21 protein-coding genes are annotated in these 23,544 nt (G+C 43.3%); 19 read left to right on the top strand and 2 right to left on the bottom strand.

The annotated features are described in order from the left end of the window. Positions 1-371 precede the first annotated feature (371 nt). The 7 genes from NSU11_RS16670 to abc-f all read left to right on the top strand — a co-directional run bounded on the left by NSU11_RS16670 (position 372) and on the right by abc-f (position 8,577). Complete coding sequence (locus NSU11_RS16670; protein WP_342493679.1) at positions 372-1,541, top strand: macrolide family glycosyltransferase; 1,170 nt, start codon at positions 372-374, stop codon at positions 1,539-1,541. A gap of 120 nt (positions 1,542-1,661) precedes the next feature. After that, a complete protein-coding gene (gene nikA, locus NSU11_RS16665) occupies positions 1,662-3,302 on the top strand; it encodes a nickel ABC transporter substrate-binding protein (protein WP_024423540.1) in 1,641 nt (546 codons plus the stop codon). Positions 3,303-3,317: 15 nt separating this feature from the next. Beyond that, positions 3,318-4,247 (top strand): nickel/cobalt ABC transporter permease, encoded by a 930-nt coding sequence (gene opp1B / locus NSU11_RS16660; RefSeq protein WP_024423539.1) that lies wholly within the window; start codon positions 3,318-3,320, stop codon positions 4,245-4,247. Positions 4,248-4,252: 5 nt separating this feature from the next. Then, a complete protein-coding gene (gene opp1C, locus NSU11_RS16655; protein WP_024423538.1) occupies positions 4,253-5,140 on the top strand; it encodes a nickel/cobalt ABC transporter permease in 888 nt (295 codons plus the stop codon). After that, positions 5,103-5,921 carry an ABC transporter ATP-binding protein gene (locus NSU11_RS16650; protein ID WP_024423537.1) on the top strand — a complete coding sequence of 273 codons (819 nt, stop codon included), beginning with the start codon at positions 5,103-5,105 and terminating at the stop codon, positions 5,919-5,921. Before opp1C ends, NSU11_RS16650 begins: the two co-directional genes overlap by 38 nt. Further along, positions 5,915-6,685: a dipeptide/oligopeptide/nickel ABC transporter ATP-binding protein gene (locus NSU11_RS16645; RefSeq protein ID WP_024423536.1), complete on the top strand. Its 771-nt coding sequence runs from the start codon at positions 5,915-5,917 to the stop codon at positions 6,683-6,685. Before NSU11_RS16650 ends, NSU11_RS16645 begins: the two co-directional genes overlap by 7 nt. A gap of 332 nt (positions 6,686-7,017) precedes the next feature. Then, entirely contained in the window at positions 7,018-8,577 is a 1,560-nt protein-coding gene (abc-f, locus tag NSU11_RS16640) for an ABC-F type ribosomal protection protein (RefSeq protein ID WP_198456694.1), read from the top strand. Positions 8,578-8,794: 217 nt separating this feature from the next. Here abc-f and NSU11_RS16635 read toward each other — a convergent pair whose 3' ends face one another. Beyond that, entirely contained in the window at positions 8,795-10,204 is a 1,410-nt protein-coding gene (locus tag NSU11_RS16635; protein WP_149126266.1) for a polysaccharide deacetylase family protein, read from the bottom strand. A 322-nt stretch (positions 10,205-10,526) separates the two neighbouring features. Between NSU11_RS16635 and NSU11_RS16630 the strand changes: the two genes are divergently transcribed. The 4 genes from NSU11_RS16630 to NSU11_RS16615 all read left to right on the top strand — a co-directional run bounded on the left by NSU11_RS16630 (position 10,527) and on the right by NSU11_RS16615 (position 13,839). Further along, a complete protein-coding gene (locus NSU11_RS16630) occupies positions 10,527-11,555 on the top strand; it encodes an iron ABC transporter permease (RefSeq protein WP_151039875.1) in 1,029 nt (342 codons plus the stop codon). Then, a complete protein-coding gene (locus NSU11_RS16625) occupies positions 11,552-12,553 on the top strand; it encodes an iron ABC transporter permease (RefSeq protein WP_024423532.1) in 1,002 nt (333 codons plus the stop codon). The genes NSU11_RS16630 and NSU11_RS16625 overlap by 4 nt, the downstream gene beginning before the upstream one ends. 20 nt (positions 12,554-12,573) lie before the next feature. Continuing rightward, the gene (locus tag NSU11_RS16620) at positions 12,574-13,470 is read left to right on the top strand and encodes an iron-hydroxamate ABC transporter substrate-binding protein (RefSeq protein ID WP_133744541.1); all 897 of its coding nucleotides are present in this window, start codon (positions 12,574-12,576) and stop codon (positions 13,468-13,470) included. Positions 13,471-13,614: 144 nt separating this feature from the next. Continuing rightward, positions 13,615-13,839, top strand: a complete 225-nt coding sequence (locus NSU11_RS16615) for a phage holin (protein ID WP_024423530.1) — start codon at positions 13,615-13,617, stop codon at positions 13,837-13,839. Positions 13,840-14,132: 293 nt separating this feature from the next. Here the strand turns inward: NSU11_RS16615 and NSU11_RS16610 are convergent, their stop codons facing one another. After that, positions 14,133-14,603: a helix-turn-helix domain-containing protein gene (locus NSU11_RS16610; protein WP_024423529.1), complete on the bottom strand. Its 471-nt coding sequence runs from the start codon at positions 14,601-14,603 to the stop codon at positions 14,133-14,135. 257 nt (positions 14,604-14,860) lie between these two features. On the opposite strand from NSU11_RS16610, the gene NSU11_RS16605 reads away from it, so the two are divergent. From NSU11_RS16605 to NSU11_RS16570, 8 genes are all read left to right on the top strand, one after another. Beyond that, entirely contained in the window at positions 14,861-15,592 is a 732-nt protein-coding gene (locus NSU11_RS16605) for a Wzz/FepE/Etk N-terminal domain-containing protein (protein ID WP_024423528.1), read from the top strand. After that, positions 15,582-16,265 (top strand): CpsD/CapB family tyrosine-protein kinase, encoded by a 684-nt coding sequence (locus NSU11_RS16600; RefSeq protein ID WP_024423527.1) that lies wholly within the window; start codon positions 15,582-15,584, stop codon positions 16,263-16,265. Before NSU11_RS16605 ends, NSU11_RS16600 begins: the two co-directional genes overlap by 11 nt. 164 nt (positions 16,266-16,429) lie before the next feature. Then, positions 16,430-18,304 (top strand): nucleoside-diphosphate sugar epimerase/dehydratase, encoded by a 1,875-nt coding sequence (locus NSU11_RS16595; RefSeq protein WP_149126268.1) that lies wholly within the window; start codon positions 16,430-16,432, stop codon positions 18,302-18,304. Beyond that, positions 18,270-19,418 carry a glycosyltransferase family 4 protein gene (locus NSU11_RS16590; RefSeq protein WP_342493678.1) on the top strand — a complete coding sequence of 383 codons (1,149 nt, stop codon included), beginning with the start codon at positions 18,270-18,272 and terminating at the stop codon, positions 19,416-19,418. The genes NSU11_RS16595 and NSU11_RS16590 overlap by 35 nt, the downstream gene beginning before the upstream one ends. Beyond that, positions 19,411-20,250 carry a glycosyltransferase gene (locus NSU11_RS16585; protein WP_073207494.1) on the top strand — a complete coding sequence of 280 codons (840 nt, stop codon included), beginning with the start codon at positions 19,411-19,413 and terminating at the stop codon, positions 20,248-20,250. The genes NSU11_RS16590 and NSU11_RS16585 overlap by 8 nt, the downstream gene beginning before the upstream one ends. Further along, on the top strand, positions 20,243-21,373 hold the full coding sequence (locus NSU11_RS16580; protein WP_149126270.1) for a glycosyltransferase family 1 protein: 1,131 nt from the start codon (positions 20,243-20,245) through the stop codon (positions 21,371-21,373). Before NSU11_RS16585 ends, NSU11_RS16580 begins: the two co-directional genes overlap by 8 nt. A 14-nt stretch (positions 21,374-21,387) precedes the next feature. Then, positions 21,388-22,491 (top strand): EpsG family protein, encoded by a 1,104-nt coding sequence (locus NSU11_RS16575; RefSeq protein WP_025094022.1) that lies wholly within the window; start codon positions 21,388-21,390, stop codon positions 22,489-22,491. A 27-nt stretch (positions 22,492-22,518) separates the two neighbouring features. Further along, the gene (locus tag NSU11_RS16570; protein ID WP_103131641.1) at positions 22,519-23,541 is read left to right on the top strand and encodes a glycosyltransferase; all 1,023 of its coding nucleotides are present in this window, start codon (positions 22,519-22,521) and stop codon (positions 23,539-23,541) included. The last annotated feature ends 3 nt before the right edge of the window (positions 23,542-23,544 follow it).

The following is a 23,544-nucleotide window of genomic DNA, read 5'->3' as shown; positions in this document are numbered from 1 at the left end:
TGTAAATAGCCGCAGGTATAATTGTAAGGAGAACAATGATAAATCCAATCACGGATACAGTATTTTTTATTGTATTGTCATTCACAGTGAAGTTTGTCACGATCATTGCCGCTAGACAAAGAATGATAATTAAATAACTGTATTTCTCCAAGACTTTCATAAAATATCCCTCCAATATGAAGCTGAAAATAATATTATGACTAATTATACAAAAATATTGGATGTTTGCTCGTGAGAAGGCGTTATGTTCATGTCCCTCCATGAAATACTGGACGTAAGACTCATTTCTTCCCTTTTCAGGCGTATTTGTTGAGCCAGTTCGCTGTATATGATTAACATGGAAGGGAATTGACAATGAGGAGGAATTTCTTGTGGCGAAGATTTTATTGATTACGTTTCCAGCTGAAGGACATGTGAACCCTATGTTAGGAATGATCAAAGCATGGGCGGATCGAGGCGATGAAGTGCATGCGGTCACAACTGTACATTATGAGGAACGGATCAAACGCTTAGGCGCTCACGTACATATACATCCAGACTATATTCGGACATTACATGTGGAAGAAGGAAATTTAGATTCTATGCAGCCGTTCTTTCATGCCATGCTGCAAACATCCTATGATATTTTAGAGGTGGTGGAAACACTTTCCGAGAAGCATTCATTTGATTTGGTTTACTTTGATATGTTTGGGGCAGGGGAGCTTGTGCGAGATTATTTGCACATTCCGAGCATCGGGTCCAACCCATCTTTTGTGCTGCAAGAGGCGCATTTTGATACACCGCTATACAGAAAGGATGAGAAAGCCGATCATCTGTTAGAAAAAATACAAGAGCGTTTTGGCGTTCAGCCAACGCGTTTGATGCAATTTATGAAAAACCGTGGAGAACTCAATATCGTCTATACAAGTGAATATTTCCAGCCTTCTGTTGATTCATTAAACGATTCGTTTGTTTTCATTGGACCGAGCTTTCTAAAAAGAGCCGACCAGCATGATTTCCCGCTGGAAGCACTTGAGCAAGAAAAAGTCGTTTTTATTTCCATGGGCACCGTTCTTGGGGATACAGAAGCATTTTTTAATATGTGTATAGATGCTTTCGAAGACTTTGACGGAAAAGTGATTATCGCAACAGGTGAAAAAGTAAATCGTTCTCTCTTAAAAGAGGCGCCTGCTCATTTTCTGATTGAGCCTTATGTGCCGCAGCTTGAAGTGCTCGAACTGACAGATGTATTTGTAACGCACGGCGGGATGAATAGTGTCAATGAAGGGATTCATTACCACGTTCCGATGGTCGTCATTCCAGTCGATAAAGATCAGCCGATGGTGGCACAAAGACTGACCGAATTATCTGCTGCCTGTACACTTGATAAAGATCAGCTGACACCAAAGCAGCTAAGAGAAACTGTTGAGAAGGTTTTAGGCAGTGACACGTACCGTGCGGGGATTGAGAAAATTGAAGAAAGCTTCCAAGCAGCAGGTGGAACAGAAAAAGCATTAAAGGTGATCGACCAATTTATACAAGCGAAACAGACTCAATCATGAGTCTGTTTTTTTTATGAAAAGACGTTGTATTTCCCATTTCTGTATGCTAATATTCAATTCGTAATCATTTCGATTAATAATCGTAATGATTACGATAATGTTGAATTGGGGGAAGTACATATGAGTGATCAACCTGTTTACATAAAGAAGAAATATGAGAAAAGGCATCCCTACGTGACATACACCTTGATGCTGTTTTCAGTGATGGCTTGTTTTTTATTGGCCTCATGCTCTGAAAACAAAGCATCCTCCAGCAATGATAGAGAAGAAGATGAGCTCGTGTATGCAAGTACAAAAGATATCAGGGACATCAATCCTCATCTATACGGTGGAGAGATGGCTGCTCAAAATATGGTGTTTGAATCGCTTGTCGTCAATACAGAGAAGGGCGTTCAGCCTGCCTTAGCGAAAAGCTGGGACATATCAAAGGATGGAAGGACCTATACCTTTCATCTTCGAAAAGGTGTGACTTTTTCAGATGGTGAGCCTTTTAATGCAAAGGCAGTGAAATTGAATATTGATGCTGTCGTCAAAAATATTGAAAAGAACGCTTGGCTTAATCTCGTATCTGAAATCAAATCCACAAAGGCGCTAGATGACGATACATTTGTTCTCACGTTGAAAGAGCCTTATTATCCTACGTTAGAAGAGCTGGGCTTAACACGCCCCTTCCGTTTTATTTCTCCAAAAAGCTTCATTGATGGAACGACTGCAAAAGGAGTTAAAAGCTATGCAGGTACAGGTCCTTATGTGCTAAAGGAACATAAGAAAAATCAATATGCCGTTTTTGAAATGAATGATCACTATTGGGGGCAAAAGCCGAAAATTTCAACTGTGAAATGGAAAGTCATGCCGGATCACCAAACCATCTTACTTGCGCTTCAAAAAGGAGAGATTGATCTTTTATTTGGAGCAGATGGTGACATGATTGATGGAGACTCATTCCAGGCTTTAAAAGAAGCAGGGCAATATGGTGTCACCGTGAGCCCTCCTGTTGGTTCAAGATCGATTGTGATTAATTCAAACCAGCCAATCACAAAAGATCCGAAAATAAGAGAAGCTTTTCAATACGCCATTCAAAAGGACATGATCACTGAAGGCATTTTAAATGGAACGGAAAAGGTGGCACACACATTGCTTGCTCCTTCTGTCCCATACGCAGATATTCCACTGAAAAAGAAAACTTATCAAAAGAAGAAAGCAGAGGAAATATTGGATGAGGCAGGCTGGAGGATGAAAGAAGACGGGTATCGCTATCAAAATGGCAAACTGCTGAGTGTGGCTATTTACTATAATTCCGATAATGCAGGGGAAAGAACGATCAGTGAATCGATTCAACAAGATTTCAAGCAGGTGGGGATCAAGCTGGATATTAGAGGAGAAGAAAAACAGGCATTCTTAGATCGCCAAAAAACAGGAAAGTTCGATCTGATGTACTCGCTGTCTTGGGGGCTTCCTTATGATCCACAAACTTATGTCTCTTCATTCCGTGTAGCATCCCATGCTGATTATCAAGCTCAATTAGGACTGAAAAAGAAAAAGTGGCTGGACGAGACGATTACGGAAGTATTAGTAGAACCAGATGAGCAAAAGCGGAAACAAATGTATCAAGAAATATTGACGTATATCCATGATGAAAATGTTTACCTCCCAATCTCTTATTCTGTGACAAAGGCTGTTTATAATAAGCGCCTGAAAGGCGTAGGTTTTCATGTGTCTCAGTATGAAATCCCATTTGACCGTATGTATTTTGCGTCATAAAACGGAGGCAGAGACATGACTCGCTATCTCTTAAAACGAATACTGATGCTTTTTCCGCTTATGATCTTTATCACCTTCTTTGCTTTTGTACTGCTGACGATGCGGGCAAGTGATCCAGCAGAGGTCGCTTTGCGGGTGAATCAAGTCACTCCAACAGAAGAAATGATTGAATCGATGCGGCAGGAGTTAGGCTTAGACCAGCCATTTTTCATCCGCTATGCCACATGGCTTAAAAATGGATTAACAGGTGATTTTGGCAGGAGCTATGTCACTCAGGAGCCCGTTTTTGATCTTATCATGGAGGCGCTGCCTGCGACATTGCAGCTTGCAGGAGCAGCGCTCTTTTTTATCATAGTGCTCAGTTTATTGTTCGGGGTGATCTGTGCATATGCTGCTCACACTTGGGTGGACCGTTTATTGAGAGCCTTTGTGTTTATCGCCGCTTCAATGCCTAGTTTTTGGCTGGGGATTTTGTTGATTTGGCTTTTTTCTGTCAAATTCAATTGGGTTAATACGAGTGGAATGGAAGGGTTCAAATCGATTCTTCTTCCAGCTGTCACATTATCATTAGGCTACTTATCGACCTATGTGAGACTCATACGTAATCAAATTCTAAAATTTCAGCACGAGCCCTTTGTTTTTTATGCAAGAGCACGTGGTTTAAAGGAACGAACTGTTCAACTGAAAGTCATGAGGCATGCCCTGCAATTAGCGGTAACAGCACTTGGCATGTCTATTCCAAAGCTCATTGCGGGAACTGTCATTATTGAGAACCTTTTTGCTTGGCCAGGGGTTGGCCGGTTGTGTATAACTGCTATTTTCCATGCTGACTTCCCTATTATTCAAGCCTATTTGTTTGTGATGGGGTTCCTGTTTGTTATGTGCAATCTCATCGCTGATATGCTGCAAATGACCATGAATCCGCAATTGCGAAAGGAGGTATGACAACAATGATAGGGTGGCATCAATTAAGAAAAGACCGTATGGCGATTCTTTCAATCTGGCTGTTAGCGCTTGTCGCATTAGCTGGACTGTTTGCTCCAATGTTAGCACCACATGACCCAACAAATACGAACATTCTTCAAAAATATGCCGGTATCAGTCTTACTTACCCACTCGGAACGGATCATCTAGGGAGATGTGTATTATCGAGGCTTTTATATGGCATTCGGACAACAATGCTTGCAGCTATGCTGACGATGTGTATCACGATGCTCATTGGCAGCGCACTTGGACTCATGGCAGGCTTCTTTCGAGGAAAGGTGGATGGGGTTTTGATGAGGCTGTGTGATGTCATGCTGTCCTTTCCAGCAGAGGTGATGATTCTTGCGGTTGTGGGAATACTCGGACCTGGACTATTCAATATTATTTTGGCCAATGTCCTAGCGAAATGGGCCTGGTATACAAGAATGATTCGTTCGTCTGTCCTTCAATATGCGAATGAACCTTCTGTTCAATTTGCAAAGGTGACTGGCGGCAAACCCTTTTACATATTGAGGAGACATCTATTTCCTCGCATCTCAGGAGAAATTGCTGTTTTTGCGACACTTGATGCGGGCTGGGTGATCTTAAATATATCAGCACTGTCTTTTCTTGGATTAGGTGTGAGTGCACCTACACCAGAATGGGGCATGATGCTCAATGAGGCGAAGAATGTCATGGTGACACATCCAGCCCATATGCTTGCGCCTGGACTTGCCATCTTGTTTGTGGTCATGGCATTGAGCTTTTTAGGAGACAGCCTTCAGCATGCCGCGAATCCTGCCATGCATCATACCAGAAAGAAAGGGGTGAGGCCATTTGCCTTTAATCGACGTAAAAAATCTGTCCGTACATGATCCACAGCAGCAAAAGAATATAGTGACGAATATCACATTTTCTTTACATCAACAACGCTGTTTAGCCGTCATTGGAGAAAGTGGCAGTGGAAAATCAACTGTCGCCAAAGCGTTAATTGATCTTGTCGCCCCTTCGCTAGAAGTGGAAGGAACGATTATTTTTGACGGCAAAACATTAACAAATCAAGAAGCGCACCAATGGCGGGGGAAACGAATAGGTTTCATCTCACAGGATGTCATGAATGCATTCAATCCTATCGAAACGATAGGTCATCAAATGGTGGAAACATTTCAGCAGCATTTGGGCTTACGAGGGAAAGAAGGGAAAGCACATGCTATGGCTGGGCTTACACGTGTTCATTTAAAAAATCCATATGATTTGATGAAAAAATATCCGTATGAACTGTCTGGAGGAATGCTTCAGCGTGTGATGATTGGCATCACGATGATGCTTTCTCCAGACATGATCATTGCAGACGAGCCAACTGCATCGCTTGATGCCTTTAATCGGCGTGAAGTCATCAGACAATTACACAGTCTAAAGGAAGAAACGGGTGTTACCTTAATCGTCATAACGCATGATCTAGGCGTCGTTCAGGAAATCGCTGATGAATTGATGGTTATGCACCAAGGAGTAATGCTTGAGCATGGGTCAGCCAAGGAATTGTTCACATCACCCGAGCATCCCCAAACAAAGCAATTACTTGAGACGAGGCTTCGATTATCTGCCCCTGCTGAAGCACTGCGGCAGCAGAAGAGAGTGGAGGCGTTTCCATGTTGATCACAGCTTTCGATCTAGTCAAACACGGTGAGAAGAAAGGTCTTTTTTCAAAACAAAAGAAACCAAAAGACCGCATATCAAATGTTTCGTTTCAAATCGAAAAAGGACAATGTGCCGGATTAGTCGGTGAGAGCGGCAGTGGCAAAAGTACATTGGCACGTATCCTGCTCGGTTTAGAAAAAATAGATGGAGGCGAGGTACAAATTGATGGTATGACAGCTGACAAATGGCGGAGGGTGAATCGGGGGAAAATGAGTGTTGTCTTTCAAGATTATCTATCTTCTGTTCATCCCTCCTTTACGGTGAAAGAGATCATAGCAGAACCGATGCGTTTGTTAAAGCAGAATCAGAATATGGATCAGAAGGTTTTGTCATTACTTGAGCAAGTCAGACTGCCCTCGTCTGTGCTGAATCAATATGCTCATCAGCTAAGCGGCGGTCAGCTCCAGCGAGTGTGCATCGCACGAGCTATATCAACGCACCCAGCCATTCTTATACTAGATGAAGTCTTGAGTTCACTGGATGTCTCTGTTCAAGTACAAATATTGGATCTGCTTATGACATTAAAACAAGAGCTAGACATGACCATGCTTCTCATTACTCATGATGTAGAAGCAGCGGTGTATCTATGTGACCACCTTCTATTTTTACATGAAGGAAGCCTAGTGGAAGAATGCAAAAAGGACGAACTGTTTGAAGTGTCCCATCCATTTACACTCCAGTTAATCGACTCACTTATGCCATTTCAGCTTGACAAAAAATAACCAATCTTTTATCGTATACGTAACAAACGACGGAAGGGTGACCCAATGCAATGAAGTACTAATCCTATGACCTGTAAGCAAAATGAACGAACGAAGGCAGTGAGCAAACGATCAGTTTGCCATGTTTGCTGCGTTTTCATTTTTTAGCTTCGGAATAGGATGGTACAGCTTGGGAATCAAAGAATGAGGTGCTTGATACGTGGGATGTGTGCGTTCAAATTGGAACGGCACACCATACTGGATCAATCCGCTTATTTTTGTACACCATTTTGCCTCCTATTCTGAGAATGGGAGGCTTTTTCATGTCTCCTGATACGAAAGGAGAGGATTGGATGTTATTAAAAGCCAATCAGTTAAAGGTATTTCGAAAAGATCGCTTGTTATTTGATATTGAGGAGCTCGCCATCCATCAAGGTGATCGCATTGGTCTTGTAGGGACAAATGGCAGCGGAAAAACGACTTTATTGCATGTGCTGGCAGGACAGGAAACACCAGACAGCGGCACGGTTGTAGCCACAGCGGTCTGTACGCTGCTTCCTCAATTGAAACAAGGAGACGGCAGACAGAGTGGCGGTGAAATGACCCAGACTTATATTGAAAGAGCATTAAGCCGGCCGTCTGCCCTTTTATTAGCAGATGAACCGACCACTCATTTGGATACAGAGCATATTGAGTGGCTGGAAGATAAGCTGCGTCATTATCAAGGAGCTCTCATTGTTGTTTCACATGATCGTGCTTTTTTAGATGCAATATGTACGGAGATTTGGGAGCTGGATCATGGGAAGCTTCATCATTACAAAGGCAATTACACACATTTTGCACAGCAAAAAGAGCTGGCACATCGTCAGCAGGTGGAAGCGTATGAAGCCTATACACAAAAGAAAAAACAGTTAGAGCATGCACTGGAAAAGAAAAAGAAAAAGGCGGACAAAGCGACAAAGCCCTCCCAAAAGGTGAAATCCTCAGGACCTAAAATTGCAAAGCCCTACTATGCAAATAAGCAAAAAAAACTGCAAAAAACAGCCAAATCCATTGAAACAAGGATGGAGAAATTAGAAAAGGTTGAGAAGGTAAAGGACATTCAGCCCATTCACATGACTCAGCATACGATGAAGGAAACAGCAAGCCGTACCATTTTGAGAGTAGAAAATGTAGATGGCAAGGCGGGAGATAAAGTGCTTTGGAGGCAGGCGAATGTGGAAGTGAGGGGCGGAGACAAGGTTGCCATTATCGGAAAGAACGGGAGCGGCAAAACGACATTTCTCCGTATGTTAGTGAATGGACATCCCGGCGTTACTCGCTCAGAGGCTGTCAAGCTAGCCTATTTTCGTCAGGATCTGTCAGGACTGAAGGTAGATGAATCGATTTTACAAAATGCGCTGAAAGAGGCGGTTCAAGATGAGACAGTGGTTCGAACGGTTTTGGCGAGACTAGGATTTAGAGGGGATGATGTGCACAAGCCTGTTGAGGTATTAAGCGGGGGAGAACGGGTGAAGACGATGCTTGCGTCCTTACTCGTCAGTGATGCCAATGTTCTCATGCTGGATGAACCGACGAACTTTTTAGATCTGGCGGCAGTTGAAGCACTTGAAGGTCTATTGAAGGATTACCCAGGTACCGTTGTGTTTGTTTCCCACGATCGCAGGCTGATTGAAGAGGTTGCCACTCGTATTTTCCATATTCATGAGGAACGTATTGAAGGATTTGACGGCACATATGAAGCCTATAAACAAAAGGAAGAAAAACCAGCTGTGACAAATAGAGAAGAGGAGCTTCTGTTAATTGATATGCAGCTGTCTGAAGTGCTCAGCCGTTTAAGCATTGAGCCCTCGCAAGAGCTTGAAGAGACATTTCAAGCATTATTGAAACAAAAAAAGTCTTTGGAGTCATAAAAGAAAACCCCTGTTTACTCTACAGGGGTTTCAGCGTGTAGACAAACCCTCGCATTCGTTGTCAGTCCTGCGTGCCGGTGCTCACGAATGTACAATTCGCTCCGCTCCGGTACTCGTCCTTCCTAGGGCTGCAAAGGTTTTCCATCACGCTGAAAAGAAGACAAAGAGCTAAAATCAAGATCATTTTAGCCCTTTGTCAACAATCTAAAACCCCTGTTTATTCTACAGGGGTTTGTTCATGTCGTTCTTTTTTTAATTGTTCAAGTTCACTCACTGTGACGAGCTGGTAGCCTTGTTTGGTGAGTTCGTGGATGATCTTTACGGCTGCTTGGGCTGAGCTTTCATAAATATCGTGCATTAACACTGTTCTGCCATCGGCTGCATGTGAGAGAACGCGGTTTGTGATTTGCTGGCTGTTGCGGATTTTCCAATCCTCTGGATCAACATCCCACAAAGTGACCTTCATCCCAATTGCATGATTGATATCTTGATTTGTACCGCCATATGGCGGTCTAAAGTGCGTAGGTGTATATCCGCTCGCTTTCTCAATCAGCTGCTGGGTGTCCTTCACTTGTATCACCGCTTCATCTAAAGGCAGTCTTGTTAATAAAGGGTGATTGTAGGAATGGTTTCCGATCTCATTCCCGCCTTTTAAAATATCGGCAAGCATTCCAGGGTAATATTGCACCCTGCTGCCTAATACGAAAAAGGTAGCATGTCCTTTATTTGCCTTCAGCGCATCTAAAATTTTTGAGGTTGTCGCTGGATTCGGTCCATCATCAAATGTGAGTGCGATGGCTTTTTTATTCGGGTCAAGCTTTGATTTTTGCGGCAGCTTAACGGCTTTTCTTTTTGGATTCGGTTCTTTCATTTCATTTTTATTTTTCAGTTTATCCATATATTCTGGCTTTAATATGTCCTTCAGCAATGTCTTTTTGATCGCGAGTGTTTGCGGACCAAGATCCTCTGCGGCTACTTGAGATGCAGGGAAATAAAATTCTACATATTTGTCTTTCAAGGCAAATTGACTGAAGTTTTGAGCATCAGGGGCTGTTCCTTTCTGAAGGAGAGGCTGATCCTTAGATAAGGTTTTATCCTTTCGAAGTTCCGTATATGTAATATAGGATAATTTCTTTAAATAATTGGTTTTAGGCAGAAATAGATCTTTTGTGTCAAGAAAGGTTTTTTTCTGAAAATCAAAGTTAATCGTGAGATGATTGGTGGTTCCATTTTGCTGGCCGGTATACGTATAGGTCGTAAAACGAATGGCAGCAGACTGCTTTGCATAATGCACCATTTCATAATCAATATTCAGTTCATAGCGTTTATGTTCATCGATATCCTTTGCTTCACTGAATGTTTTTTTGAAATGCTCTAATGCCGAATTGGCATAGCTTTGAATCTTATCATCTAGCTCTTTTTGATGAAAAAGAGGATAGTTGACTGCATATCTCATAAATTTCCCGTCATTTACGAGAGTGACAATTTCTACGTTTTTATAGTTCGTATCCTGCTTTACATTTTTCTTCTCTGTACCGCTTGCTTGTTGATTTTGAAAGAAAGCAACTGCTCCAATGACGACTGCAAGCGCAAATAGGACGATACTCCATTTTCCCTTTACTGACACAACTTTCAAATCTCCTCTCATGACGGGTCATTCTTTATTAGTTTGACATCTGTTTGTAATATTTTTATAACATTTGACTTACTTTTGTAATTTTAGGGGATATTCATGCGAAATGTCAACTATTTTCCTATTAAACTATGAGAAAAAATGATAGGCCGTTCTGAGCGGCAAAAAGAAATCTCCTTTCTCTGCTCCGCACATACCTTCATTAATTAAAAAATAGGGTGTACATTGATTTTTTAGAGGCTGGCGGCTATAATTTTGTTGATTATGATTCTCATTTTCAAACTGACTTTTAATAAAGAAAAGGATGACACCGATTTTGCAGGATAAGCGAAAACCTCAACAAAAACGATCATCACATATTCTGTTCTTTTTGATATTTTTTCTCGCCGTCATTGGTTTAGCGGCTGCCATGTTTTTTGCTGTGTCATACGGTGCAAAAACATTGTCTCTGCAAACGGTGTGGACAGCTGTATTTGACTACCAGTCAAATGTGACAGAGCAGCAGATCATCCATGAATTAAGACTCCCTCGTGTTTTAGGGGCAGCTCTAGTGGGAGCGGCGTTTGCCGTAGCGGGTGCTCTTATGCAGGGCATCACAAGAAATCCACTGGCAGATGCGGGGATTTTGGGTATTAATGGCGGTGCGATGTTTGTGGTCGCTCTCTGTTTTGCTTTTTTCCCAGGAATGCCTTATTCGGCACTGATGTTTTTTTCCTTTATTGGTGCTGTGCTCAGTACGCTGCTGATCTTTGCGATTGGGGCGGCTGGCGGCGTATTGACACCGCTGCGTCTCACTGTAGCAGGAGCGGTTGTAGCCGCATTACTTCATGCGCTCAGCTCTGGGATCGCGATTTATTTTGACCTGAGTCAGGATTTGGCTTTTTGGTATGCAGGCGGGGTAGCTGGTGTGAAATGGCCGCAGCTGATGATTCTTGCCCCGGTCATTCTGATTGTGATCGTATGGGCAATGCTATTAGGTCGGTCACTTTCCTTACTATCGCTCGGTGAGGATACAGCGGCAAATTTAGGGGTGAAAACACGGCAAGTGCGAATACTAGGAATGACTGCTGCTGTGTTATTAGCAGGGGTTTCTGTTTCAGCAGTCGGATCGATTGGGTTTGTCGGTCTTGTCATCCCTCATATTGCACGAAAGCTTGTTGGTGTAGACTATCGTTTCGTCATTCCGATGTCAGCGATACTAGGCGCAATGCTGCTTGTCTTTGCAGACCTTGCCAGCCGTACAGTCAATCCGCCAAGAGAGCTTGCCATTGGCGTGATGGTGGCACTTGTTGGTGTTCCTTTCTTCTTATACATTGCCAGAAAAGAAGGGAGGAACCTGTCATGAGAGAGAAACAGCGTGCTCTTGTCGTGACACTCGTTTTGCTTTGCCTGAGTGCGGCTGTTGTGCTGTATAGTTTAAATACCGGTACGCTGAAACTAAGCCCTGTCATGGTCGTCAAGACGTTATTTGGCTTTGGAGATTTCCAAAGTGAAACGGTGCTGTTTGACTATCGTCTGCCTCGAATTGTGGTGACGATGTTAGCTGGTATTGGTCTTGGCATTGCTGGCGGCATTTTGCAGAGCTTATCCCGTAACCCGCTGGCCGATCCTGGGATTATTGGATTGAATGCAGGGGCAGCCTTTGGCTTAATTGTGTTTGTGACATATTTTCACGCACTTGAAGGCAATCCGTCTCTTCTTATTCCACTCTTTACGTTTGGAGGCGGACTGCTTGCGGCAGCGGTCATCGTGCTTCTTGCATATGACCGGCATGAAGGGCTTGTTCCTATCCGGCTGATCTTAGTTGGCATTGCGGTTGCTGCGGGATTTAGTGCACTCACCTTATATTTGTCATTGAAGCTGGATGAAGATACATACACGTTTGCTTCAAGGTGGCTTGTGGGCAATGTATGGGGGAGAGACTGGATTCATGTGCTGGCGCTTCTGCCTTGGATTGTATGCCTTGTGCCGCTTACGCTGATGCAGACGAACACGCTCAATGCATTGACATTAGGAGATGCTGTCGCCTCAAGTGTAGGTGTACGTGTCCAGCGTAAACGTCTTCTCCTCTTGACCTTAGCGGTAGGCCTCGCGAGTGCAAGTGTTTCAATGACAGGTGGTATTGGCTTTATTGGTCTCGTCGCCCCGCATTTGGCTAGGAGGCTTGTCGGTTCACTGCATCAGTATTTTTTACCAGTTAGTGCGCTGCTTGGCTTGTTGATTTTAGTCAGTGCCGATACAATCGGACGTTCCATCTTTGCTCCAAATGCCATACCGGCGGGTGTGGTCGTGGCCTTTATCGGTGCCCCGTATTTTCTCTATTTATTAACTAAAACGAAATAAATATGAAAGAGGAACTCATCATGAAAAAACTACTAGTATTTGGATTAACGCTCTGTTTCTTGCTGCTTGCCGCTTGCGGACAACAGGAAACAAAGAATACAACAAATGAAAAGACCAATGGCACACCAAAGATTGCTTCCTTGTCTATTCATTTAACAAATGACTTGTTAGCACTCGGTATCAAACCGGCGGGCTCTGTTGTAGGAGGAGACTTAAAAGATTTCCTTCCACATGCGAAAAAGCAGCTGAGTCAGACGAAGAAGCTCGGCATTGCATCTGATCCAGATATGGAATCACTGCTTGCGTTACAACCAGATGTCATTTATGTTGATGAAGAATTAGCCGGACAAGACTTATCGAAATATAAGAAGATCGCCAAAACAGAAGTGTTTAATTTAAATGATGGCACATGGCGGGATCATTTGAAAAAAATCGCCAAACACGTCAATAAAGAAAAAGAAGCGGATCAATATATTAAGAATTACAATCAAGAAGCAAAAGAGGTCAAATCGCTCATCAAGAAAAAGATTGGAAACGGAAAAGTCATGGCGATCCGTGTGACAGCAAAGGAGCTTCGCGTATTTAGCATGAAGCGCCCAATGGGTCCTATTTTATACGAGGATTTAGGCCTGACACCTGTCGATGGTGTGAAAAAGCTGGACAGCAAGCGCCCGTTTGAAGTGATTTCTCAAGAGGTTCTTCCTGATTATGATGCTGATGCGATCTTTGTCGTTGTCAACCGTGATGATAAAGCGCAGCAGGCATTCAAGCAATTAGAAAAGACTCCGATTTGGAAAGGTCTAAAAGCAGTGAAGAAAAACCAAGTCTATCCGATTGCCGATCAGCCGTGGCTCGATTACTCAGCTCTAGGCAATAAAATGGCATTGGATGAAGCAAAAGAGATGTTTTCTAAATAAATAGCAAATGAAATCAGGCATCATTCCGCATATAGGAATGATGTCTCTTTTTTTGATTCGTTCTTCTATTCATTCGGCTGATGCATACATATGAGAGAGAACGAGCAATACCGCCCGTGAGAAGAGGAAAGGGAGGGGTTACAGTTGGAGGTTCAAAAAATTAGTGCAGGTACGATTGCAAGGCTTGTGCTGCTTTTACTGGCGCTTGTTAATAGTGCGCTAACTGCTGCGGGAAAAAGCCCAATTCCTATTGATGAAGAAGGCGTTCAACAATTCATCACACTGGCCTTTCTGGGAATTACATCACTATGGGCCTATTGGAAAAACAATGATATAACGAAAAAAGCACGAACAAAAAAAGAAGAATAACAGAAAAAAGAGCCTTTCATGAATCAAAGGCTCTTTCAGCGTGCAGACAAACCCTCGCATTCGCCCGCAGGTCTGCGCTCCGGTGCTCACGAATGTTTCAATTCGCTCCGCTCCGGTACTCGCCCTTCCTAGGGCTGCAAAGGTTTTCTATCACGCTGAAAAGAAGACAAAGGGCTAAAATAAAAATCATTTTAGCCCTTTGTCAACAGTCTGAAAGAGCCTTTCATGAATCAAAGGCTCTTTTTCATCGAAGCGTCAAACGCCTCTCCCCGCAATCATTCTTCCTGAAAGGCTTACGCCCGGCGTTCTCCCATGTTGTTGAGGAAAGCTTTTACTTCCTCAATGCTTAAGCCAATTGCCTTTGCTTCACTCATTAGACGCTTCCACTCTGTGATATTTGAATCGGTCAGCTTTCTATGGGTGACATGTAACGACTTCTCTTCCTGCTCCTTTCGGTACGTTTGGAGCAGCTGATAGAGCTCTTCTTTAGGCATGCCTGATTGGACGGCACTTACGATATGCTCCCGCCATTCGTGTTCACCACCCTCAGCGTAATGAAACATCATCGTCTCTGCATCAAACAGCTCTTGTAAATCAATCTCTAGTGAAGAAGATACCTTTTTTAAGAACTGGACAGATGGATTTCTGTGGACACCACGCTCAATTTTGCTCAAATATGACTTAGAGACATGAGCATCCTCAGCCAGCTGCTGAATCGAGTATCCTTTTCTCTTTCGGTAAATGCGTATCACCTTGCCTATCATTCGATCAATGATCTCCCTTCTCACCGGCGAATAGTTCTGCGACCTTTTCGTTCATTATAAGAAATAAATTGTTCTTTATAAAATTCAAAAACGTAAGAATCAGGAAGTAAACAAAAGAAAACGAACGATTTCGTTCTTTAAAAAGAACTATAAGACCTATTATGACATTTTTCTTTGCGGGTATTATCTTTTATAATCCAATCATTAACAAAAAGAAACCATATATAACCTTTTTATGATGAAATCGGGAGGTATCTATGAATGAGAATATAGGTTTTAAGCAGCTGTTTTCTGTCATTAAAGAGAAAATGGCCCTTCTGATCCTGATTGTCCTGATCGTAACGGGCATTTCAGCCTATTATCAGTTCTATGTCTCGACTCCTGTATATCAGGCAACCACTCAAATTCTTGTTCATAAACGCAGCAATGACGCACAAGCAGATTTAAACGATATTCAGATGAACCTTCAATATACACGTACCTTTCAAGTTTTATTAAAAAGCCCAATCGTCATTGAAAAAGTAAAAGAAACACTCCATCTCACAGAATCAGCAGAAGGACTAAAACACAAAATTGCCACAAGTACAGAAAATGAGTCTGAGGTCATCAATATTTCTGTACAAGATGAGGATCGCGCGAAGGCAGTCGCCATTGCGAATACCGCAACAGAGGTGCTGCAAGAAGAAATCAAAAAAACAATGAATATGGATCGCATTAATGTTTTGTCTGAAGCCAAGCTGTCCAACACGATTCTGATGAATTCAAGGAAGTTCGTTCATATCGTTCTGGCACTAGGCGCCTCTTTATTAGGGGGCATGACACTCATTTTCTTAATGAATTTACTCGATGATACTGTAAAACGAACACATCAAATAAGAGAAGAGATCGGATTGCCGTCGCTTGGCAGTGTCTATCAGATGCAGGCAGACAGGAGGGCCAAAAAAGACAAGCAGTCCGTCATAACGGGAGGACAGAACATTGATCTTTAAGAGGAAGAAAAGAGAAAAGAGAGATTTATCCTGTATTTCTGTATTAAATCCTCACTCTGTCATTGCGGAACAATTCCGTACGATCCGAACAAACATCGAATTCACATCGATCCAAACAAGGCTGAAATCGATATTAGTGACCTCCTCCTTACCGAAGGAAGGGAAATCATTTACGGCTGCAAACTTAGCAGCTGTTTTTGCACAGCAGAACAAGCGGGTGCTGCTCATGGATGCTGATTTGCGAAAGCCGGCCGTCCATGAATATTTTGACTTGAGTCATCATACCGGTTTGACGAATGTGCTATTAAATAATTGCAGCTTGGAAGAAGCCATTTTACCGACACCGATTGAGCATTTAGAGCTGCTTCCGAGCGGAACCATTCCGCCGAATCCAGCTGAGCTGCTCTCCTCTTCTGTAATGAAGCAGTTATTTTATGAGATTGAACAGCAATATGACATGGTGATTGTTGATTCCACGCCGCTTCTGCCAGTTGCAGATGCAAAGATCTTGGCGAACCGGACGGATGGGAGCATTCTCGTTGTCTTAAGCGGCAAAACAAAGATTGCTGCTGTGAAGAAATCAAAAGAAGTATTAGAAGGAACAACAAGTAAACTGCTTGGAGCTATGCTAAATGGCAAGAAAGAGAAAAAGGGAAGGCTGTATATGTATTAAAAAGATTGATAGGTGATGTCTCCTAATCTTTAACAATGGAGGCACTCGATCCTGCTGTGGGCATAACCGTGCCTTAGATGCTCGTCATCAGTAGTGGGATGTGAGGACGGGTTTGATGCCCATGTTACGTAAGAATAGTGATGCTTTAAAAAGGGGGAGGAGCGTTGACTTACGCCCAAAGATTATCAATCATCGTAGCACTAGATTCATATCTCATCTTAGTTTCCGTCTTTTTTGGTTTTCAATTTGTCCAAGAGGCGGCTTTAACCGTTTATACATTTGAAATGCTCGCCATTTCTTCACTCAGTCTGCTCATTGGGCACCATATATTTGCCTGCATGTTTCATGTGTACAAGCAAGTATGGGCTTATACAGGAGTAAGAGAGTTATTTTCTTTAATGAAGACCTTTGTGTGTTCTTTTTTATTTTCGATGACGATGCTGTACCTTTTCGTGCAGACATGGCCATTTCGGTTTTTATTCATCGTGTGGCTTTTTCATATCTTATTCATCGGTGCCTCTCGTATGGCTTCTAGGTTATTTCATGACGGGGCCAAACGGCTTCAGGCAGAAAAAGAGCGGGCATTAATTATTGGTGCCGGATCAGCGGGAACCATGCTCGTTCGTCAGCTTCAGCAATCGAGTGATGTACATATTGAGCCAGTCGCCTTCATCGATGATGACAAGACGAAACATCGGCTTGAAATTATGGGTCTGCCTGTTATAGGAGGAAAAGAACAAATTCAAACAGCTGTCGTGATGATGGATATTCAGAAGATCATCATCGCCATTCCGTCCAAAAGCAGCCACACCTTAAAAGGGCTGTATAAGGAATGTGTCGCGACCGGAGTCAAAACACAGATCATGCCGGAAATGGAGCAGATTTTAAAAGGAACCCATGCACTGAATCAATTACGGGATGTACAGCCAGAGGATTTACTAGGGAGAGAACCAATTCAATTAGATACGAGCCGTCTATCTGCTCATTTAAAGGGAAAAACAATCATGGTCACAGGGGCAGGCGGATCAATTGGATCAGAAATCTGCCGTCAAATTTGTGTGTTTGCTCCTCAAGCGATTGTACTTGTGGGACATGGAGAATTTAGCATTCATTCTATTTTACTAGAGCTGAAAGAATTATATGGAGGCAGCATCAGACTCTATCCACAAATTGCGGATATTCAAGATAAACAGAAAATGAGTGAAATCGTTGGTCAATTTCAGCCGGATATGATTTATCATGCTGCGGCACATAAGCATGTCCCGCTCATGGAGATCAGTCCGAAAGAAGCTGTGAAAAACAATATTATCGGGACAAAAAATGTCGCAGAAGCCGCACACGAGCACGGCATTGAAACATTCGTCCTCATCTCATCTGACAAAGCGGTCAACCCTGCCAATGTGATGGGAGCCACAAAGCGGTTTGCTGAAATGCTGATCATGCAAATGGGGGCAAGCAGCGAAACAAAATTTGTCGCTGTACGATTTGGAAATGTGCTCGGAAGCAGAGGGAGCGTCATCCCTATTTTTAAGAAACAAATCGAGCAAGGCGGGCCGGTGACGGTCACACACCCAGCCATGACAAGATATTTTATGACCATCCCAGAAGCATCAAGGCTTGTGATTCAGGCAGGTGCACTGGCAGAAGGAAGACAGATTTTTGTTTTAGATATGGGGGAGCCAGTGAAAATCGTGGACCTCGCAGAAAACCTCATTCACCTCTCAGGCTACACCACAGACCAGATTCCAATCACTTTCACAGGCATTCGTCCTGGAGAGAAAATGTACGAGGAATTACTCAACCAGCATGAAAAAGCACAGGAGCAAATCTTCCCGAAAATTCACATCGGCCATGCGCTGGATGGTGACCCATATGTGCTGAACCGTTTTATCCATGAATTTGACATGATGAGTGAAGAGCAGATGAGACAAGCATTATTTGCTGCCATTGAGTCGCATGATATGTTGTCCGATCAGATGACACGAGAGGAGGAAGCGCTTGCCAATGAAGAAAAAAGTCTTGTTTTGCGCAACGGTTGATTATCACTTTAAGGCCTTTCATCTTCCGTATTTCCGGTGGTTTCAGGAACAAGGATGGGAAGTGCATACAGCGGCAAACGGCCAGCTGGAGCTGCCCTATGTGAATCAAGCTCACTTGATTCCGATTCAGCGGTCTCCTTTTCATGTACGCAACCGGCTTGCGTATGTAGAACTGAAGAAGCTGTTAGCGAAAGAGCACTATGATTTCATCCATTGCCACACACCAATGGGAAGTGTCATTGGCAGGCTCGCAGCCAAAGGTACGCGCAAAAAAGGAACGAAGGTTCTTTACACGGCACATGGCTTTCACTTTTGGCAGGGGGCGCCGCTTCAAAACTGGCTGCTCTATTATCCAATAGAGAGATTTCTCGCCCGCTATACAGACGCTCTGATCACCATTAATGGAGAAGATTTTAAAAGAGCCGGCCGTCTATCAAAAGAGCGGACATCTGTTTATTATGTGCCCGGTATGGGTGTGGATATGAAGCGGTTCGCACCTGTCGATGAAAAAGAGAAGCAGAGCCTTCGCGCAGCCTATGGTTTTTCCTCGGAAGATTTTATGGTGCTGTGTGCTGGTGAATTAAATACGAATAAAAATCAAGGGATGCTCATCAAAGCATGTGCACAGCTGTCTAGGAAAATACCAAATATAAAGATCGTGTTTGCCGGGGAAGGGACAATGAGGCCGAACTATGAAAAGCTTACCCGCCAGCTCCATCTTGAAAATCATGTCCACTTTGCTGGGTTTTGCAAACAAATGGAGGAATGGATGCATATGAGCGATGTATGTGTTTCCACCAGCTTGAGAGAAGGGCTCGGCATGAACCTGCTTGAAGCGATGTCGGCAGAAAAACCTGTGGTTGCAACGGAGAATAGAGGACATTGTGAGCTTGTTAAACATGGCGTCAATGGTTTTTTAGTTAAACCGCAAGATGTGAATAGTTTAGCTGATTACTTGCAGCAGCTCTACGACAAAAAAGATCAGCTGCCTCTCATGGGAAAAGCGGGACGTTCTATGGCTCATGCATTTGCACAGGAGCAGACGGTCAGGGCAATGGAAGAAATTTATACAATTTATATGGATCAAGCAGAGAAGGTGATACAGCATGCATAAACCAAAGGTGTCTATGATCATGGGCGTCTACAATTGCCAAGAGACAGTAGAAGAAAGCATTGAATCTATTCTTCATCAAACATATGAAAACTGGGAGCTCATCATATGTGATGACGCATCAACAGATGGCACTTATGAGAAAGTGCTGTCTTATACAAAACGACATCCTGAAAGAATTCGCCTGATCCGTAATCAACAAAATCAAAGACTCGCTGCCAGTCTCAATCGCTGTCTGGCTGAAGCGAGGGGAGAATTGATTGCAAGGCAGGATGGCGACGATCTATCAGTGCCTGTTCGTTTAGAAAAACAGGTTCATTTCCTCGATACATATCCTGAATATGATGTGGTCGGTACGGCAATGACGGTTTTTGATGAAACGGGAACAAAGGGTGTGCGGGCACTTGTTTCAGAGCCTGATCGGAAGGTGTTGGCAAGAGGGACTCCTTTTTGTCATGGGACCATTATGATGAGGGCTTCTGCTTACAAGGCTTTACAAGGCTATCGTTCTGTAAAAACAACAAGGCGGATGGAAGATATCGATCTTTGGATCCGCTTTTTTGCTGCTGGGAGGAAAGGCTTTAATTTACAAGAGCCGTTATATCTGGTGAGAGAGGATGAAGCGGCCTTTCAGCGGCGAAAGTTTCGATATTCGATGGATAATGCCTGGCTCGTTTTGAAAGCATGCTGGCTATTAAAGCTGTCGCCGCTTGACTATTTATTTGCTCTAAAGCCGGTGGTCCGTGCCTGCTTGTCACCGAAGATCATGAAGCTTTATCATCGCCGGAAGCTGTCGGCGTCTATGCTGAAGAGGAGGGCGGTTCAAGATGAGTGAGCCAAAGCGCGTGCTTCATATTGTGGGCGGAATGAACCGCGGCGGAGCTGAAACGATGATTATGAACATCTATCGTGCACTCGACAGGAATGTCCTTCAATTTGATTTCATTACTCACCGGCAGGACGTCTGTGATTATGATGAGGAAATTCGCCGGCTTGGGGGACGCATCTTTTACGTCCCAAGTATTGGGGCGTCCTCTCCGGTTGCTTTTGTGAAAACATTGACCAAGACAATTAGGCAAACAGGGCCCTATCAGGCAGTGCATGCACATACGGATTTTCAGACGGGTTTTTCCGCACTTGCTGCCAAACTAGCGGGTGTAAAGGTGCGCATTTGCCATTCACATAATACAGCGTGGAAGCAGTCGCCAAACTGGCTGGATCATATGATGCTCAAAGGATTTCGCCAGCTGATCTTTGCATTCTCTACACAGCTTGTTGCATGCGGAGAGGATGCCGGTGTCTTTTTATTTGGACAGAAAAAAATGCAGAACGGGCAAGTTGAGGTGCTTCCAAATGGGATAGACTTATCTCTTTTTTTTCAGCCTGATCCAGACGAAAAGGCAGAGATGAAAAAGCAGCTCCATCTTCGCGAAAAAAACATGGTCATCGGTCATATTGGGCGGTTCCATGAGCAAAAAAATCATGTTTTTTTTATGGAGCTGGCACAGACCTTAAAGAAGCAAGGGGTTTCATTTCAGCTTGTCCTCGTAGGAGATGGACCGCTGAAGCAAGTAGTCGAATCGTATGCAGAGAAGGCAGACTTGATGGAGGACATTGTCTTTACAGGCGTCGTATCAGACGTTCCACAATATATGAAAGCATTTGATGTATTTGTGATGCCTTCCTTGTTTGAAGGTCTTCCGCTTGTATTAGTGGAAGCACAGGCGTCTGGTCTGCCTTGTGTGATTTCAGATCATATTACAGAGGAAGTAGATTTAGGCTGCGGGCTTGTGAAAAGGATGTCCCTGCGAGATTCCGCGCATGAATGGATGCAGGCGGTGCTTGAAGCATATCATGCAGAACCTCCTCTTCAAGAGATGATTACCTCTCAGCTTGAACAAAGAGGATTTGATGTGAAACAGAATATTACACGTGTGATGAATCTATATGGACTGTAAGGAAGGAAGGGCAGATGGCGGTTTATTTGGTGAACATGATCATGGTCTATTTATGGTCGAGCTTTGCCGCATTTTACGGCAGGCGTGATGATACCATTCAAAGCGGATGGCGGCCTAATAAGCTTCTGGTGTTTTTTCCGTTTCTGTTTCTTTGTATCGTAGCTGGTATTCGGTATAAAGTAGGAACCGATTTTGTCACATATGGCCAGATGTATGAGTTCTCCATCAACTACGAAAAGCCTTGGCATATATTCGGCTTCGGTGTGGATAAGGCCGCAACGGATCCGGGGTTTACGTTTATTTTATGGATGCTTAATCAACTGTCTCATGATCCGCAAATCATGTATATCTCAGTCGGAGCCATTACTTATTTTTTTATCATCAAGACGCTTATTCAATATGGCCGTCCATTTGAGCTGAGTATGCTGCTTTTTCTTGGGACCTTTCATTATTATGCGTCATTTAATGGGATGCGCCAGTATATGGTGGCAGCGATTCTTTTTTATGCCATCCGGTTGGTGATCAATGGACAGTGGAAATTGTATTTTCCGCTCGTCCTTGTATGTTCATTGTTTCATTCATCCGCTCTCATCATGATTCCTGTGTATTTTATTGTGAGAACAAAGGCTTGGTCTTGGATGATGCTGGTTTTATGCCTGGTGTTCTTAGGCTTAACCGCTCTTTATGACCGTTTTGTCTCGGTGTTTGTCGTGATGCTGCAAGGCAGTTCATATGGTCATTACGAGGAATGGCTCACAACGAATACGAATGGAATGAATGTGACAAAAATCGGTGTCTTGATTTTGCCACTTCTGCTTGCTTTCTTTTATCGAAAACGACTTCGTGAGCTGACGCCTGAGAGTGATTACATTGTGAATTTTTGTTTGCTTGGTTTCTTGTTTGGCATCCTTGCAACGAAGGATGTCATTTATGCAAGATTTCATATTTATTTTGGCTTGTATCAGCTCATTTTACTGCCATATTTCACACGCATTTTTGATCAGCGGTCTAATGTGTTTATGTATGTAGGGATTGCTGTTTGCTATATTCTGTACAGCATCATGCTGATGCCGTTCGATTCCTCGGTTTTGCCGTATAGAACGATATTTAATAAGTAGATTTGAAGAAAGGTGGGGCATGTTGTAATGCCAGCTATCAGTCTATTGGTCGCAGTTTACAATACGAGTCAATATGTGGAGCAATGTCTTCAATCAATTGCAGATCAAAGCTTTTCCGATATAGAAGTCATTCTTATCAATGATGGATCGACCGACCGCAGCGGTGAATGGCTTGAAGCATTTGCTGAGCGTGATGAGCGTTTCCGGGTAATCCATCAATCCAATCAAGGGTTAGGCGCTGTGAGAAACCGGGGCATCGAGGAAGCGAAAGGGACGTATCTCGCCTTTGTGGATTCAGATGATATTCTCGCTCCTCATTACTGTGAAGCTATGTATGAAAAAGCCGAAATGACCGGGGCAGATCTTGTTGTGAGCGAGTATTGGATTCAATTTGAACAGTCAAAGCGAACGATAGCAACGACGCTGTTAGACAAGCGCTCAGCAGAAAAAACGGATGTAATCAAAGCGTTATTACACGGAGACTTGACTGGATTCTCATGGAATAAGCTGTATCGGCGTGCCTTTATGGAAAAACACCACATTCGATTTCCGCTGCGGGGTGAGCTTGAGAACATTGAAGATCAATATGTGACGCTGCGCTGTTTTTCTTTAGCACGCAGTATCGCTTTTGTTCATGAGCCTCTTTATTATTACAGGGTTCATCTGTCATCTATTGTACAGCGATATCAGAAGCAGTATTTTCATCATGGACTGACCTTTTATCATGCACAGCGCTCTTTTTTAAAAGAGCATGATGACATCTCTCTGTATGAGAAGGCATTAGACTTTTTTATCGTCAATCATACGCTTCATTGTATGCTCAACGAATGGAAGAGCCAAAATGATCTCTCTATTCAGGAAAAGCTTGATCACATGCGTGAAATGGTCACACATGATGCTTTTCAGCATGCCGTCAAACAAGTGGAACCATCGAAGCTCACAGTACGAAAGCGAATGATTTTATTTCTTGCGAAGTGCCGATTGGTTTATCCGCTTTCTGCCGCGGCTTCTAGCTATCAAAAATGGATCGAATATCAGACAAGGAAATAGGGG

Origin of the sequence: Bacillus sp. FSL R5-0712 (assembly GCF_038593285.1) — a bacterium.
Taxonomy (GTDB): domain Bacteria; phylum Bacillota; class Bacilli; order Bacillales; family Bacillaceae; genus Bacillus; species Bacillus safensis.
Note: the sequence above shows the minus strand (reverse complement) of the source record. Positions and strands in the feature narration are given on the sequence as shown.